Raw genomic sequence first — 14,576 nt, forward strand, 5'->3', positions numbered from 1 at the left:
CAGGGCTGTTCAATCGGGTTTCGGCAGTTTTCGGTTAAAAAAGTCGACAATTTCGGCATTTAATTGCGCGTGCTCCGCAACCCGGTCCACTCCCGGGGCGTCTACGCACAGGTACGGCGTCCTGGCCTTCATGACAGCGCTGCAAGGCGCGATAAATACGTAGTGACCGCCGGCAAGCTCGCCATGCTCGACGCTGGCCGGCAGCAGGCTCAGGAGATGGTCGGTGTTCCATTGATTGCGCAAGACCTGGTCGTCGCTGGCTTTATAGATGCGCAACGGAATCGTCACGTCGCTCACGCTTTTGGCATCGAACATGACGCTGAACGGCGCCATGGCCACCGCGGCGCGCACCCGCTTATCGGTCGGCACGCTCCAGCCGGGACGGGTAATCCGGAGTTTCGCATGGTCGCCGTCTGGACACACTTCATGGTCGTCGGCGTGCGCCGCGCAATAAGCGCTGTATAAAGCGGGGTCCGGTTTGGCGCCGGCCATCACCATGGTGGTATAGGCGCCGGCGGAGAAGCCGGCCATGCCGATGCGCCTGGCGTCGATCGCGGCGCCGATCCGCTGGTCAGCCAGGACCGCATCCAGCGTCGCTGCTGCCTGCCACGGACGGCCGATAATCTGCACGTCGCTGAACCTGCCCTCGGGCTGGTCATAGCTGTCGCCAAGATGGCGCGGCGCCGCCACTATATAGCCATGTCCGGCCAAGGCTTCCGCCAGGTCGCTATGGCCGAATTCGCTGCCGCCGCTGCCGTGCGACAGGATGATCAGCGGATGCGGCCCGGCGGCGATGGCGGCGCCGCGCGTGGCGTGGATGGTATAGGGGCCGGCCTGCCATTCGACCTGCGGTTCGGCGGTCGGATACCAGACCGCCACCGGCACCGCATACTCGCCGCTGGTGGTGAGGCTGAGGAAGCCGATATTCGTCTGCCCGCCAGAGGCTAAGGCCGGCGCCGCGAACACGCTGCAAATCAGGGTCAATATCACCGCGGACAGAAAACGCATGTCATCTCCAGGTTAAACGAAAGATCCGGACCGGATGCTGCAATCCGGCATAGCGGCAATTGTATGGCGTGGCCGCATTACGCAACTGACCAGGATTGCTGATTTGCTTGGCATAATGGGGGTCCGTGAAACTTCTTCGGACACCGTGAAATTCCTCGCCATCTCAGGCAGCCTGCGCGCTGCCTCCCACAATTCGGCCCTGCTGCGGGCCATGGCGCGCCTGGCGCCGGACGGCGCCAGCGTGACGCTGTACCGCGGCCTGGGCGACTTGCCCCTGTTCAATCCGGATATCGAAGCCAGCGACCCGGCCGCGGTGGCAGATCTGCGCAGCCGCATCGTGGCTGCCGACGCCCTGCTGATCGCCAGTCCGGAGTACGCGCACGGCATTACCGGCGCCATGAAGAACGCGCTCGACTGGATGGTGGGCTGCGAAGCTTTTGTGCTGAAGCCGGTGGCCTTGCTGAATGCCTCGCCGAGGGCGGTACACGCCCAGGCGTCTCTAAGGGAAATCGTGACGATGATGTCGGCGCAGATTGTCGAACCGGCGTCGGTCACCGTCCCCATCCTTGGTTCGCATCTCAGCGAAGACCAGATCGTCCTGCACCCGGAGATTGCCGCAACGCTGCGCGGCGCCCTGCTCGCGTTGCGCGCCGCCGTGCTGGCGGCACGCTCGCAGCCTGAATAATCTAGTGTGGTGTTTCGCACATAATGGCGCTTAAGAAATGGCAGATTTTCGTGTCAGGCTAGGCGCGAACCGGAGCGATAGCAAGCTATCGCGAGGATTTGCAACGACGCATGGCGCGAAAAGATGCCGTTTATTAAGTGTCATTATGTGCGAAACACTACACTAGGCCAATGTCAGCAAGCCCAAAGCGACGATAGCCGGTACCGCCTGCACGTACAAGATCTTGCGGCTCACGGTGAGCGCACCGAAGATGCCGGCGACGACCACGCAGGCCAGGAAAAAGATCTTGATCGCATAACCCGGCGTGCCCAGGCACAAACCCCAGGCCAGGCCGGCGGCCAGGAAGCCGTTGTACAAACCCTGGTTGGCGGCCAGGGCCTTGGACGCCGCCGCGAACTCCGGCGTCAGCCTGAAGGTCTTGAGGCCCAACGGCTTATCCCACAAAAACATTTCAAGCACCAGGAAATACACATGCAGCAAGGCGACCAGGGCAATCAGCAGGTTGGTGACAGTATTCAAGACAGGCTCCGTTTTTTTTTAAATGATGATGCCGGCTGCTCCTGTTTTTAAACAGGTAGGCGGCAGGCGATGTGAAAGTCTGCTTTTCAGGCCTTGGCCGCAACCTGGCTGGCATGCTGCGCCGCCAGTTCAGCGTCGAGCGCCTTGACGCGCTGCGCGGCCGGGCGCGCGTTGACCCGGTCGATATACGCCTGGATCAGCGGCGACATCGGCACCAGCTGGAATGCCGTGGTCCAGGTCAGCGCGGTGCCCCACAGGACATCGGCGGCGCTGAATTTTTCGCCCAGGATATACGGTCCCTTGGCTAGCTGGCCGGTCAAGGTGGCCAGCATCGTATCGAAATCGCCGTAAGGGCAGGTCGACGGCGCCGCCGGCGGATGCTTTTGCGCCCGGTCGACCACCGCCGGCTCGAAACAGGAACCGTAGTAGACCATCCAGCGCAGGTACGGGCCGCGCAGCGGATCGTCCAGCGCCGGCGTCAGGCCGGCATCCTGGTACAGGTCGGCCAGGTACAGGAAAACCGCGACCTGTTCGGTAATCAGCGCTTCGCCATGGCGGATCGCGGGCACCTTGCCCATCGGATTGATCGCCAGGTATGCAGGACCGCGCTGCTCACCCGCTTTCATGTTGAGCGCGTGCAGCTGGTAGTCGGCGCCCAGCTCCTCAAGCAGGATGCGGGCGCCGGTCGAGCGTGTATTCGGCGAATGGAAAAACGTTACGCGGCGGTTCGGTGTCATGGCATCTCCTGGTTTTATTTTTATGGCGCTTCGGTCAGTAATATATCCCAAGCGCGGCCGACACATAGCGAAACAACTAGATAAAATTTTTACCTTGCATTAGTCGGAATCCTCTATTCCGGCTGCGCCGGATCGTGCTCTATTGATCTATTTGCAAGCCCGCGGCAGTCCTTGCAGCCGCTGCGACCGCCCCTGTAAAAACAGGAATTTTCATAGGGAAAACGCAGCAGGCCGCGGCTCCACGCTGCGATCTGCATGCCAGCCTGGCGCTGTAAGGCAAATGTGAAAAGTGTAAGCAAATGCACGGGACACATTCCTGAAATTCCCGCTTCGTAGAATCGATAGCACTGGACCACTTCAGGAGCGCAAATTGAAGCACCCTCTCAGCATCGCAGCGATCATCGCCGGCCGCTTTTCATCGTTCGCCAGTCCGCCCTCAAGGACTCTTGGCGGTCCTGACATCATTCTCAAGAACGCGCCGCCGGCCCCAAGAACGGAAGCCGAACCAGCCCCGCGCGCCGGGCTGGTGTGGAGTCCTGGATTCTGGAATTATGTGGGCGGCTGGTATGTATGGGAAGCCGGCCACTGGGAACTGGAGCGCGACAACCAGTTTTACCTGAAGCCGGGCTGGCAGAAAGTGATCCACGGCTGGCAGCTGCAACGCGGCGAATGGCGCGTCACTTCAGTCAGCTTCATCAAGCAGGGAAATGCTGCCAGGGCGGCAGACGATGCTCCGGAACTGCAATACGATCCGCTTGCGGCGTTTCGCTAGTACAAAAATCTATTGCCCGGCCTGCTTTGCCAATGCATCGCGGCGCTGGCGGCTGCGTTCCTGGCAGCGAAAACAGATCCAGCGCTTGGATTTGTTGCGCAACACGAAATCGCCTTCCGTCACCGCGACTTCACCCTGGTGATGCGAGCAGAATCGCTTGCCGGTAACGTTTGCCGTGGCCTGTGTCACCAGCGCCAGCCGGTCTTGTCGTTGCAGATAGGCAGTCATTGCGGATTCTTCCTTCATTGCTTGCCCGGTCCAGGCCCGGGCGATTGCTATTTTCCAAATGGATTGATGCTCACGGCGTCTTGCGCTTTGGCCGACAAGGCTGATGCAGCGGCCTGCGCGGCGCCGGACGGTAATCCGCCCCGCTCCCCGGCTGTCACCGCAACCTGGGTCCCGGTTTTCGCTATCGAATCGTCTACCGAAAAAACCGCATAGATGCCGCCGGCGCCCAATACAAGGGCGGCGATAATCCATCTGAGATTCGATCTGTTCATGTCCGGCTCCGATCAGTACGGGTACTGCCATCTCGTCGCCGGCGCGGATAAAACCTGTCCGCGCCGGCGATTTCAAACATGCTGACTACAAAAACCGCGGACGATTAACGTGCAAAGTCCGAGGTGTTCTTGACGAAGGTATTCAGGTTGCCAATGTTCAGGCTACCGAAACCGGTAGTTGCATCCCAGCCTGCTGCAGCCTTGTAGCCGTACGAGCTGCTGGCGCCGTTGGTGCCGGAAGTCACGTCATGCAGCAGCGAGGCGTTGGCGGCAACCGGGAAGTACTTGTAGAAGCTGGCTGCCGGGAAACCCAGGGCATTGTTGTTGGCCGATTGCAGGCGGGCCCAGACGCCGGCGAAGATCGGCGCCGCCAAGCTGGTGCCGCCTACCGTACCGGTCTGGCTGTTGTAGTAGATGGTGGCGCCGCTGGCGCTGGCAGCGTCAAACGCGATGTCCGGCAAGCCGCGGGTAGTCTTGCCGGCAGCAATCACACCCGACTGGTAGGATGGCGCCGCTTCGTACTTGCTGTAGCCGCCGCCGGTTGCCCACAGGCGCTTGGTGGAATCGTAGTCGCCCGCGTCGTCGTAGGTGCCGATCGCGCTCAGGCCTTCGTTCCACACGGTCTCGCTGCTGTAGGCGCCGGAGTTGGTGTACAGGGTTGTACCGCCGACTGCGATGACGTAAGGCGAAGCAGCCGGTTCGCTGACATCATAGGTCGATTTGTTTTTCGGTACGCCAGGCGCGCCGGAAATCGAACTGGTCTGGCAGTTGTAAGTACCTGCATCTCCGGTTGAAATGGAGAATGTCTGGCCTTGCGCAACTGCTTGCTTGAACACGTTGTCGTCGGCTGCCTGCGTGCCGTCGCTATGGGTATCCGATTCGCAGCCGCCGAGCGAAACGTTGATGACCTTGGCCACGTTGTCAGTCACCGCACGGTTGTAGGCTGCGGTGATGCCGCTGAAACTCATGTCAGGCGATGCGTAGAAAATCAGTTGCTTGACGCCGCCGGAAGTGCCGGTGATGGTCTGGCTGTCCAGGTTCCATTCGACTTGGCCGGAGGTATCGCTATAGTCGGCGCCGGCAGCGCCGGTTTTCACCACCAGAGTATTGACGGTGGCCAGGCCCTTGGCTGTAGTGAAGGTTTTCAGGTCGGTAATCGTCGGGCTGAGATCGCCTGCCGAGATGATGCCGACTACGGTGTTCGAAGCAGTCGGCGTGGTGCCGACGCTATAGATCGCAGGGAACTGCACAGGGCTGTGCGCTGTCGCCACCGGCGTTGCATTGACCGTGACTTTAGCTTGTGCGCTCACGCCGGCTTCAGGCGTCTGCACCCAGCGATGGTGGGTCTGGGCGATCGCAACGTTTTGCAAACCCAGCACCGAATCGACGATGCCGCTCAGTGCGGCAGGCACTTGTGCTGCATCGGTATTGGCGAACACTTTGCGGCCGTCCTGCTGGAAGCGTTTCAGCGCTGTGCGGAAGCCGGTTTGTACAGTGGCGGCGGTGCCGTCGGCTGTCACCAGATGGCGGTTCGGCGCGACCTGGATGTTGACAAAACCGGACTTGCTCAGATGGGCAACCACTTTCGCCACATCTTTTTCCGTAGGCGCATATTCTGCGGCGAATTGCGCCGGTGTCAGAAACTTGCCGTAGGAAGCAGTGCCAGGTGTATGCAGATCCTGCAGGAACTTGTCGAGCTTGGCTTCATTGCGCAGGTTCAGACTGAGCGTCACATGGACCGGTTCGCCTTGCGCCAGCTGCACGGCGGTTGCGGCGGGGGTTACCACGCTGGCATCGGCTGCCACGCTCTTTTGATTCGCTTGGACTTGCGGCAAGAACGCTTGGGTCTTGGTGGTGACCCAAGCGCTGTTGTCCGCCACGGCTGCGTGGACAGACAATGATGCAAACACCAGGGACAACGCCAATGACAACGCCGAAGCCTGGGGAATCGCAAAATTTGCTGCTAGTGCTTTCGCTGATATTTCCGATTTCATTTGCTTATTCCTCTTGAATGGAACAGATAAAAGACGCCGCAGCCCTGCATTGCGATCGGCAATGCAAAGTTGATTTGGCGCTGGAGTCTGCATCACCGGTTGTGATGCAGGGGTTTAACGAGACGTGATGTCCGTTAACTGGATGGCCGCAGCGAGAGCGCTGGCGATGCCGGAAGATCAGGGGGAGCCGCGGTGCGATGTGCCGCAGCTGATGAGCAGCGCGAGCGGCACGGGCGAATGGAGATCGAATTGAATCTGGTGCAAATCATGAGACTTCCCTCTTGAGGATTAACCACGGCATCAATGACTCTTTTGGAGCGGACGCCGTGTGAAAAATCAACGCTTCACATCTTCTTTTTATGATTCAAAACTATCTGACTGACGATCCAGAATAAATCAATTGCGCCTAAGAAACAATAGCAATTCAACTGATATTTTCTTCTATCGAATCACGTATTTCGTTGCATCCCTGCTTTCGTTAAAATCCCGCTCAAACCCTTGTATTCATTGGCTGGAATCAATTCCCGCACCGATGATGGGAGCATTCTCCGGCTTGATATTCCGTGTCGAAAAAAACGCACCAAAATTAATCATCGAACGCGGCAATGTGGCCCATAAAGTGGCGCCGACAATCAAGGCGCCGCCAACCCAGGACAGCGCGCCAAGTTTTTCGCCGAGCCAGAAAGAAGCGAACAACGCGCCGAACACCGGCTCGCTTCCCATCAACAGGGAAACCCGGGTCGGGTTGCTGCGCCGCAGTCCATAGTTCTGCGCAAAAAAAGCAAAGATGGTGCAAAACAACACCAGGTAAATCGTGCTCACCCAGAAGCTTGGATCGCTCGGCAGCGGCGGCAGCCCGCCTTGCATGAACAGGCTGGCGACCAGCAGGCAGCCGAAACCGACTACACCGGATTGCACCGCGGTCAGGGTCAGGTTGGACATGTCCTTGTCGACCGTCAGGCGTTTGGTCATGACCATCATGAAGGCGCGCAATAAAGCCGCCGCCAGCATCAGGCCGTCGCCCAGGTTGAATGTGAGGTTGCTGCCGATGGTCAGCAGCCAGGTGCCGAGGAGCGAAACAAAAGCCACCACAAAAGCGCTGATTGGCGGCCGTTGCGCCATCACCAGCCACTCGACGAAAGGCGTAAAGACCACGCACAGGCTGATCAGGAAAGCGGCGTTCGAAGCCTGCGTCAGCGCTACGCCGAAGGTTTCACAAATGAAGATGGCAAGCAGGATCAGGCCCAGCGGCACGCCGGCACGCAACGCCGCCCGTCCTTCGGGCCTGGCCAGCTGGCGCAGGCTGGGCAGCAGCAGGAAGAAGGTCATGCAGAAGCGGATCGCGACAAATCCCAGCACCGGATAAAACACCAGCGCGTCCTTGGCGACGCCATAGCTGGTGCCCCAGACGATCGCAACCAGCAGCAGCAGCAAATCGGCGAACCAGAGACCTTTGGCAGATGAGTTGGGGGATCGGCTGGCAGATGAGATCGTCACTTCGCTTTACTCCGGATAGCGCCATCGGCGCTATCAGTTAGGAAAAAAAAACGTTCCGCCTAGGTGGAGGCTGAGCGGAACAAACGGCGGGAGCACCGAGGATATTGGTCAGGGGTAGATCACGCTTAAATAAGCTCGCTTAATCAAGCACGCTTAACTAAGCTTGGGTTCTGGTATAGGCAATCACCAGCACGTCTCTGAATGCTTCACGCTTGGCTTCATACGGCAGCACCTTGGTCACGCCGTGCATGGTGCGGGCATCGTCGGCCAGCATCAGGTCCATCGGATCGGTCAAGGTGTAGCGGCACATCAGCTTGCCGGCGACATCGGTAATATAGGTTTCGCCGCCGGCCACGTTATGACGGCGCACCATCATGGTCACGATGTAGTCGACGCCGTCGCGGTGCAGTCCTTCCGGCGTCGGGTTGCCTGGAACATGGGAACTGGCGCGTATGCGGTAAGGGTGCAGGCGGATATTCCATTTGCCGCTGTCGCCCTCGACCTTGTCGAACACTTGCGCCAGCGACAGCAGCAGGCCGGACAGGAAAGGGTTGTCGATGAAGTGCTGCTCGAGCGGCTCGAAGTGGCGGGCAATATCGCCATTCAGTTTATTGATGTAGCTTGGCTGCACGTATGGCGCGTGCGGCAGCTGCTGCAGCACGCCTTCGGCGCTGTCCAGTTCGAATGCGCTGTAGCGGCGGAAGCGATAGTTGCCGTTGTCGCCCATGTACTTGTCTTGCGGCAGGTTGTTCCAGCAGCTGGCGAATTCGTCCCAGGTTGCCGGATCGACATCGCAGGCAGCTTGCACGGCGCGGCCCGACATCACGCTGAATTGCCGCCGGCGCAGTTCGTTGCTGAGATGGTCGATGATGGGCGAGGCGATCCTGATGGGCGCCAAGACGTCGATTTCCATTTAGTTTTCCTCGGCCAGCAGCTTGCTGGCATCCAGCACGGAATTCGTCGGCAAAGAAAGCTGCCGGCTGGAGCGCTGCGCGGCAATATCCTTTTCCCAGCTGTCGCGGTCGGTCAGGTATAGCGGCGCATCGGCGCGGATCGCGCAGACATCGGCAGCGCCGGCGCGCAAGCGGTAGTTGACGGTGCCGCTGACATATTGCACGGTTTCCTGGATGAAGCGATCGGTTGCGGCGCGCAAAGGCGTGAACCAGCGCCCTTCGATGGCTTCCCGCACCCACAATTGTTCCATGTGCAGTTTTTCGCGCAGCAGTTCGGCGTCCAGCACCGCGGTTTCCAGGTGCCGGTATGCTTCCAGCAACACCATGGCGGCCGGCGCTTCGCGTACTTCCAGCACCTTCTCGCCCTGCTCCAGATGTTCCAAGCCGCAATAACGGCCGATGCCGAAGGCGCCGACGCGGCGGTTCAGGTGTGCGATCAGTTCCACCAGCGGCAGGACCTCGCCGTCGATGGCGACCGGGCGGCCGCCGTCGAACCTGATCGACAGCTCGCTGCTGACAGGCGCCGGATCGACCGCGGCAGTCCAGTCAAACAACGATTCCGGCACCCAAAACGATTCCGGATTGTCGAGCGAACCGGATTCGAATTCGCGGCACCACAGGTTGGCGTCGCCGCTGATGCCGCGCGCCTGGAAGTGCGGCAGGCCGGCTGCGCGCAAGGCTTCGATTTTTTCTTCGCGGGAAATCGCAGTGTATTCGTAAGGCGTGCCGTAATAACCGGCGTAGCCAAGTTGCGCAATCGCGCCGTTCAGCCGGCGCAGGGTGTTCTGCGACTGGTTGGCGGTATGGACGATGGCGTTGCAGCCGAGGCGCAAGGCGGTTTCGACCGCGAAGCGGGCGATGATCGGGCGCGACAGGGACGAGCTGATCGGATAGATGCCCATGTAGCGGGCATTGGCGCGGATCGCCGGCAGTACGGCATCTTCGGCGAACGCTTGCTGGCCGTCGATCACCAGCAGCTCGGCGCCGAAGTGCGCGGTGATCTGCTGCAGGTCGGCGGCGTTGATGCCCTCGCCCAGGTCTACCGTCAGCGCCGTCACGCGGCAACCGCTGTCGACCAGGCACTTCAAGGCATAAGTACTATCCAGTCCACCACTGAACAAAGTCAGGACATGCTCGCAGTGAGCCGCAACCAGTTTCAGGTCGTCGATGCTGCGTATTCTTTTTAGCGGCTGAATCATGGGCGCTCCGACGTTCAAAAAACTAGATGGTATGAATAAATCAATAAAAACAATCACTAATGAATGTAATTATGTTTTATTCCAGCAAATACGATAATCTATGTATTCAGAACAACACTTGTGCACGGCGGGAACAAATGGGAGCTAATCGCTATATCAAGCTGATGCCGGACATGGCGGTGTTCGTCCGGGTAGTGGAAACCGGCAGTTTTTCGACTGCGGCTCTGGAACTTGGCATGACGCCTTCGGCTGTCAGCCGCCAAGTGTCGCGTTTGGAGCAGGCATTATCCGTCAGATTGCTGGAACGCACCACCCGCAAGCTGCGCCTGAGCGAATCCGGCAGTGAAGCCTACCAGCGCTGCCTGGAAATGGTGGGCGCGGCCAAGGCGGCGATGGAAGTCGCCGACAAGTTCGTGGCGGTGCCGCAGGGCCTGCTGCGGGTCGGCATGCCAAAAGCCTTCGGCAAGGGCGTGGTGACGCCGCTGATCGCCAGTTTCCTCGAAAGATACCCGCAGGTCGATGTTCAGCTGATACTTACCGACCGCCACGTCGACCTGATCAACGACGATGCCGACCTGGTGATCCGCATCACCAGCCAGCCGGCCGACGGCCTGGTGGCGCGGCCGCTGATGTCGATCGACCAGGTGCTGTGCGCCACCCCCAGCTACCTGGCCCAGCACGGCACGCCGAAACAGCCGCAAGACCTGTGCAGCCACAGTTGTCTCTATCTAGGCGAAAATCCAGGCGACTCCGACTGGCACTTCATGCGCCAGGGCGAAACCACCATCATCAAGGTGCGCGGCCGTTATATCGTCAACCACAGCGAAGCGCGCCTGGATGGCGTGCTGCAAAACCTGGGCATCGGCTGCCTGCCCTACTTCATCGTGCGCAACGCCCTTGAGCAGGGGCTGGTCAAAGCCGTGCTCACCGACTGGGAATTCATCGCCGCCTACCAGGGCACGGCCTTCATACAGTATTTGCCGACACGCTACCTGGCGCCCAAGATGCGCGTCTTCATCGACCATCTGGCGTCGCACATGGAAGCCGACCTGAAACCGCTGGACCGGCGGCGCCTGGCGTCCGACAAATGAAGCGGCTGGGCGGCGGCAAGCTGATCCTGGCGGCTGCCGGCCTGGCATTAAAAGCGCAGGGACTGGATGTGATCGACGTCGGCTAGCGGAATTTGGCCGCCTCGGTCTTGAGCCAGGCTGAGAGTTGGAGGCGCATGGGTCGATGGCATTGGCAGATTGGCGCTCTGCATGGGCCGGCTCGGGCGCTTCCGAGCATGGGCAGCGCCGGACGGCATCGCGCGAGATGCCCAACCGCTTGGCGATCTCCCTCAGTGGGACTTGGTCCCGAAGGTGCCAGCGCCTGATTATTCCTAGTAATGCGACGTCGATCACTCCGCCCCCTACGCATTCTGACAAGTAGGATTGTGCGCTAAACGTGGATCATCCATTAGCCGTGGGTAAAGGAAAATCGCAGTATTATTTATGATCGGAATCTGTTTCCGTTCCTTCGAGCCGGCGACTGATACTGCCTTCTGCAAGCGGGCGGCTCTGAAACCTGATCGGAGCTAGAGATTCACCCGGCGACAACACTTGCAGCCGCCTGTATAGCGCGCGGGTCTCAAGGAGATTCCACACGCGCAGCATCGCCTCGATGGTATCGAAAGGTTTGGTCAGGAAATCTTTTGCCCCCAGCGACAACGCACGGCGCCTCGCTTCCATCGTTGCGTCCGCGGTGACAACCAACACAGGACGATAGTCGTATGGATCGCCGCGGCGCTTCAACTGTTCAAGCACGGCGTAGCCGTCAAGCTCCGGCATCATCAGATCCAATATGATCAAGTCGGGATCGAACGCAGCATATAGATCCAACGCCTTTTGCGCATTGGTCGTGCTGACGACGTGGGTCAAGCCTTCCCGCGTGAGCAAGTCTTCCAGCAGCCGCAGGTTCGCAGGCTGATCATCAATGATGAGCACGCGCGAAGAAAGTAAATCGTCTTCATTCATTGGATAATCCAATCGAGCAGTTTAAAGAATTGTTGCAGATTAAGCGGTTTGGCCAGGTAGCCTGCAATAGCGCTATCGTTCAGCAGCGAGATCGCCGCTGAATCCTTGTCTCCGTTTAGGATCACTACAGGAACCTGCGCCAGGGCTGCGTCGCCGCTTATCGCGCGCAATAACGCCTCTCCGCTCAAATCCGGCAAAAGAATATCCACCAGCAGCACGTCCGGCAAACATTGCCGCGCAAGCTGCAAGCCTTCCTGGCCGGTACTCGCCGTGTACAGGCGCCAATGCGGCCGCCGTGCTGCCAATGTCTCGATCAATGCCCGGTTGGACGCATCGTGTTCTATGCATAGCACGGTACGCGTAGTGGTTGGTTCCAGGGGATGAACGGCAGGCGTTCCTACTGTAACCACAGGTACCGCTTGTGCGGGCAGTACCGAATGAGGCAAGCTAAGTGTAAATACGGTTCCTTTTCCCTGGACGCTATCGGCAATGATGTCACCGTGCATCGCTTGCATCAGGCTTTTCGAAACCGCCAAGCCCAATCCAGCACCTTCGCTAGTTCCCCGCTCCGCCCCCAGGCGGTCGAACGGTGTAAACAGGCGCTCCGTCAAATCGGCGGAAAGCCCTGGACCATCGTCCTCTATGGCGACACTAACCGTATCGCCATATGCAGCAACTTGAATGCGTACCTGCCCATTTGGCGAGTTGTACTTGATTGCATTGGACAACAGGTTCAATAATACTTGCATCAGGCGTTGGCGATCTGCCAGCACGGCCAGCTGCTCAGGGCATACAAGCTGATCTAAATGAATCTTACGCTGAGCGGCGAGCGGCGCAACCAAAGTGAGTGCCTCCGCTAATAAGGACGCAAGCTGAATCGGCTGTACTTGGATGGAGAATTTACCGGCCTCGATGCGAGCAATGTCCAACACTTCATTGATCAGTGTCAGCAAATGCCGGCCGGCTCGAGTGATTTGTGCTGCATTCTCGCTGGCGCGGATATTGGCTTGATCGTCCTCCAGCAATTGCGCGAAACCCAGAATGGCATTAAGTGGAGTCCGCAGTTCATGGCTGGTGCGGGACAAAAATTCAGTTTTTGCCTGGCTTGCAGCCTGCGCCGCGGCGGCACGGTCGGCCAGCAGCAGGCTGGCTTTATGCAGGCGCTCGGCAAGTTGTCCAAGTTCGTCGGCTGCAGCGTCGGTCGTCTCAAGCTGCATGCCGCGCGCCAGTCGTTCTGCATTGTCTGCAGCGAACCGCACCCGCCGCACCACGCGCATCATGAACATCAACATGGCGCTCGCGCCGATGATACCGACCAGAATAGTCGCCAGATTCATCAGCAGGTTGCGATGCAGCGCATCCTGAACGGCAGCAGTGCGCTGTTCTACCAACTCCGATTCACGCACAGTCATCGCGCCAATCTGTGTACGCAATTCATCGAGAATTTTTTTGCCAGCCAACAACTGGGTGCGCAAATCATCAGGAGTTGCGCCCTCCAGGTTCCGCAGCACGTCCAGGCTGGCAAGTTTTTGTTGTATCAAAGATAGCACGCGTCCCAGACGCGCCACTTGAACCGGATCACGCACGTTCGCCTGCAATGCCGCAATGGTCACCGGAAGTTGTGCCACGGCCGCATTGTATGGCGCCAGGAAATCGTCCCGGTCTGTCAGCAGGAAACCCCTTACCCCGGTCGCAGCTTCAGCAATTAGTGTGTGGAGTGATTGGATATCGGATTGCACTTTCAGCGTGCGGCGCATCTCTGCAGTCGAGTCGGCAGTTTGTTGTTCAAGTTTGTAGCTGGTGATCACTGAACCTAGCAACATGATGAGTGACGAAGCGATGATTGCACCGCTTTTTAACGCAAGCGACCAATCTTTCCAGCGTCGGTAAAATTTTCTCATGCGTCGAGTCCATAGTCCGCTGCGCAGACGGCGGCTTGGGTGCGATCCCTGAGATCAAGCTTGTGCAGGATACGCTCGACGTGGATCTTGACGGTGCCGGTGGCAATGCCGAGTTGTTCCGCCATCGCAGCATTGGTCATGCCGCGAGGCATCAACGAAAAAACCTGCAGTTCGCGCGCCGTAAGCGTTTTCAGCTCGGCCGCCTTGTTTCCTGCAATACGAGCCGCAGGCTTGCTTGTCACAAGCAGAGCCATCGCTAGCATGGTGCCGAGGACTTGCAGCGTAGCGAGATCGTCGGCATGCGGCGAAGGTACCTGACGTGCGCTGATCAACGCTAGCGCTCCTACGTTCTTGCCGCCAAAGCATAGTGGTATCAATACTTCCAGCCCCACCGTCTTTTCGCGGCCGATTCGCAAGCTGCTCTGTACATCCTGTCGGACCAGCGGCAACTGCCTATTCTGTAACAGGGTACGCAATGCCCCATTGACTGCCAGGCGAGCGCCGACAGGAGGCACCGGACCTCGCCCGGCATAAACGTGCAATCCGTCGTCCTTCATAAAGAGCAATACGCCGTCTTCCACCGACAACAATTCAAGCGCTTTACCGAGAATTATCGCGAGAGCTGCTGCCTGATTGCCGTCCACAGCGAGCGCCCCGCCAGCATCGGCCAATAAACGCAACCGCGTGGCGCTGCCTTCTGCATGGCGATACTGCACGCGCGCGGTCCTGGCATTCGGAGGCGTATCGGATTGGTCAGCAGGTGTCTTCATTAAAAAAATCTATTTGTCGTCGGTAG

General features: G+C 59.1%; 15 protein-coding genes. 3 read left to right on the forward strand and 12 right to left on the reverse strand.

The genetic code is table 11. The annotated features are described in order from the left end of the window. Positions 1 to 9: 9 nt before the first annotated feature. On the reverse strand, positions 10 to 1,008 hold the full coding sequence (locus tag CFU_RS14580) for an alpha/beta hydrolase family protein (protein WP_014006808.1): 999 nt from the start codon (positions 1,006 to 1,008) through the stop codon (positions 10 to 12). Between the two features lie 115 nt (positions 1,009 to 1,123). Here CFU_RS14580 and CFU_RS14585 point away from each other — a divergent pair, with 115 nt between their 5' ends. Beyond that, entirely contained in the window at positions 1,124 to 1,693 is a 570-nt protein-coding gene (locus tag CFU_RS14585) for an NADPH-dependent FMN reductase (protein ID WP_190275260.1), read from the forward strand. Between the two features lie 162 nt (positions 1,694 to 1,855). On the opposite strand, the gene CFU_RS14590 is transcribed toward CFU_RS14585, so the two are convergent. Next, complete coding sequence (locus CFU_RS14590) at positions 1,856 to 2,212, reverse strand: DUF1304 domain-containing protein (RefSeq protein ID WP_014006810.1); 357 nt, start codon at positions 2,210 to 2,212, stop codon at positions 1,856 to 1,858. 86 nt (positions 2,213 to 2,298) lie between these two features. Continuing rightward, entirely contained in the window at positions 2,299 to 2,949 is a 651-nt protein-coding gene (locus CFU_RS14595; protein WP_041742107.1) for a glutathione S-transferase family protein, read from the reverse strand. A 370-nt stretch (positions 2,950 to 3,319) separates the two neighbouring features. Between CFU_RS14595 and CFU_RS24565 the strand changes: the two genes are divergently transcribed. Then, positions 3,320 to 3,721, forward strand: coding sequence for a hypothetical protein (locus CFU_RS24565; protein WP_014006812.1), 402 nt, complete (start codon positions 3,320 to 3,322; stop codon positions 3,719 to 3,721). A 9-nt stretch (positions 3,722 to 3,730) separates the two neighbouring features. On the opposite strand, the gene CFU_RS14605 is transcribed toward CFU_RS24565, so the two are convergent. From CFU_RS14605 to CFU_RS14630, 6 genes are all read right to left on the reverse strand, one after another. Next, on the reverse strand, positions 3,731 to 3,949 hold the full coding sequence (locus tag CFU_RS14605; protein ID WP_148264850.1) for a hypothetical protein: 219 nt from the start codon (positions 3,947 to 3,949) through the stop codon (positions 3,731 to 3,733). Positions 3,950 to 3,996: 47 nt separating this feature from the next. Then, positions 3,997 to 4,221 (reverse strand): 2-phosphosulfolactate phosphatase, encoded by a 225-nt coding sequence (locus CFU_RS14610; protein ID WP_148264851.1) that lies wholly within the window; start codon positions 4,219 to 4,221, stop codon positions 3,997 to 3,999. A gap of 104 nt (positions 4,222 to 4,325) precedes the next feature. Continuing rightward, a complete protein-coding gene (locus CFU_RS14615) occupies positions 4,326 to 6,215 on the reverse strand; it encodes a S53 family peptidase (protein ID WP_050808602.1) in 1,890 nt (629 codons plus the stop codon). Between the two features lie 504 nt (positions 6,216 to 6,719). Beyond that, a complete protein-coding gene (locus CFU_RS14620) occupies positions 6,720 to 7,712 on the reverse strand; it encodes a DMT family transporter (protein ID WP_014006814.1) in 993 nt (330 codons plus the stop codon). Positions 7,713 to 7,869: 157 nt separating this feature from the next. Continuing rightward, positions 7,870 to 8,625, reverse strand: a complete 756-nt coding sequence (locus CFU_RS14625; protein WP_014006815.1) for a 2OG-Fe dioxygenase family protein — start codon at positions 8,623 to 8,625, stop codon at positions 7,870 to 7,872. Continuing rightward, a complete protein-coding gene (locus CFU_RS14630) occupies positions 8,626 to 9,864 on the reverse strand; it encodes an argininosuccinate synthase-related protein (RefSeq protein ID WP_041742110.1) in 1,239 nt (412 codons plus the stop codon). 137 nt (positions 9,865 to 10,001) lie between these two features. On the opposite strand from CFU_RS14630, the gene CFU_RS14635 reads away from it, so the two are divergent. Next, entirely contained in the window at positions 10,002 to 10,955 is a 954-nt protein-coding gene (locus tag CFU_RS14635; RefSeq protein WP_041742111.1) for a LysR family transcriptional regulator, read from the forward strand. Positions 10,956 to 11,351: 396 nt separating this feature from the next. On the opposite strand, the gene CFU_RS14640 is transcribed toward CFU_RS14635, so the two are convergent. From CFU_RS14640 to CFU_RS14650, 3 genes are read right to left on the reverse strand one after another with little or no spacing between them, the layout of a single operon-like run. Then, entirely contained in the window at positions 11,352 to 11,879 is a 528-nt protein-coding gene (locus CFU_RS14640; RefSeq protein ID WP_041742112.1) for a response regulator, read from the reverse strand. Next, on the reverse strand, positions 11,876 to 13,780 hold the full coding sequence (locus tag CFU_RS14645; RefSeq protein WP_014006819.1) for an ATP-binding protein: 1,905 nt from the start codon (positions 13,778 to 13,780) through the stop codon (positions 11,876 to 11,878). The genes CFU_RS14640 and CFU_RS14645 overlap by 4 nt, the downstream gene beginning before the upstream one ends. Further along, complete coding sequence (locus CFU_RS14650; RefSeq protein ID WP_014006820.1) at positions 13,777 to 14,550, reverse strand: helix-turn-helix transcriptional regulator; 774 nt, start codon at positions 14,548 to 14,550, stop codon at positions 13,777 to 13,779. Before CFU_RS14650 ends, CFU_RS14645 begins: the two co-directional genes overlap by 4 nt. Positions 14,551 to 14,576 lie beyond the last annotated feature (26 nt).

The sequence above is a fragment of the Collimonas fungivorans Ter331 genome (assembly GCF_000221045.1).
Taxonomy (GTDB): Bacteria; Pseudomonadota; Gammaproteobacteria; order Burkholderiales; family Burkholderiaceae_D; genus Collimonas; species Collimonas fungivorans_A.

Bases quoted from the DNA above. Each gene is read 5' to 3' on its own strand.
- CFU_RS14580 (WP_014006808.1), bottom strand. From the start codon at position 1,008: ATGCGTTTTCTGTCCGCGGTGATATTGACCCTGATTTGCAGCGTGTTC.
- CFU_RS14605 (WP_148264850.1), bottom strand. From the start codon at position 3,949: ATGACTGCCTATCTGCAACGACAAGACCGGCTGGCGCTGGTGACACAG.
- CFU_RS14645 (WP_014006819.1), bottom strand. From the start codon at position 13,780: ATGAGAAAATTTTACCGACGCTGGAAAGATTGGTCGCTTGCGTTAAAA.
- CFU_RS14625 (WP_014006815.1), bottom strand. From the start codon at position 8,625: ATGGAAATCGACGTCTTGGCGCCCATCAGGATCGCCTCGCCCATCATC.
- CFU_RS14585 (WP_190275260.1), top strand. From the start codon at position 1,124: ATGGGGGTCCGTGAAACTTCTTCGGACACCGTGAAATTCCTCGCCATC.
- CFU_RS14635 (WP_041742111.1), top strand. From the start codon at position 10,002: ATGGGAGCTAATCGCTATATCAAGCTGATGCCGGACATGGCGGTGTTC.
- CFU_RS14610 (WP_148264851.1), bottom strand. From the start codon at position 4,221: ATGAACAGATCGAATCTCAGATGGATTATCGCCGCCCTTGTATTGGGC.
- CFU_RS14595 (WP_041742107.1), bottom strand. From the start codon at position 2,949: ATGACACCGAACCGCCGCGTAACGTTTTTCCATTCGCCGAATACACGC.
- CFU_RS14650 (WP_014006820.1), bottom strand. From the start codon at position 14,550: ATGAAGACACCTGCTGACCAATCCGATACGCCTCCGAATGCCAGGACC.
- CFU_RS14630 (WP_041742110.1), bottom strand. From the start codon at position 9,864: ATGATTCAGCCGCTAAAAAGAATACGCAGCATCGACGACCTGAAACTG.
- CFU_RS14640 (WP_041742112.1), bottom strand. From the start codon at position 11,879: ATGAATGAAGACGATTTACTTTCTTCGCGCGTGCTCATCATTGATGAT.
- CFU_RS14615 (WP_050808602.1), bottom strand. From the start codon at position 6,215: ATGAAATCGGAAATATCAGCGAAAGCACTAGCAGCAAATTTTGCGATT.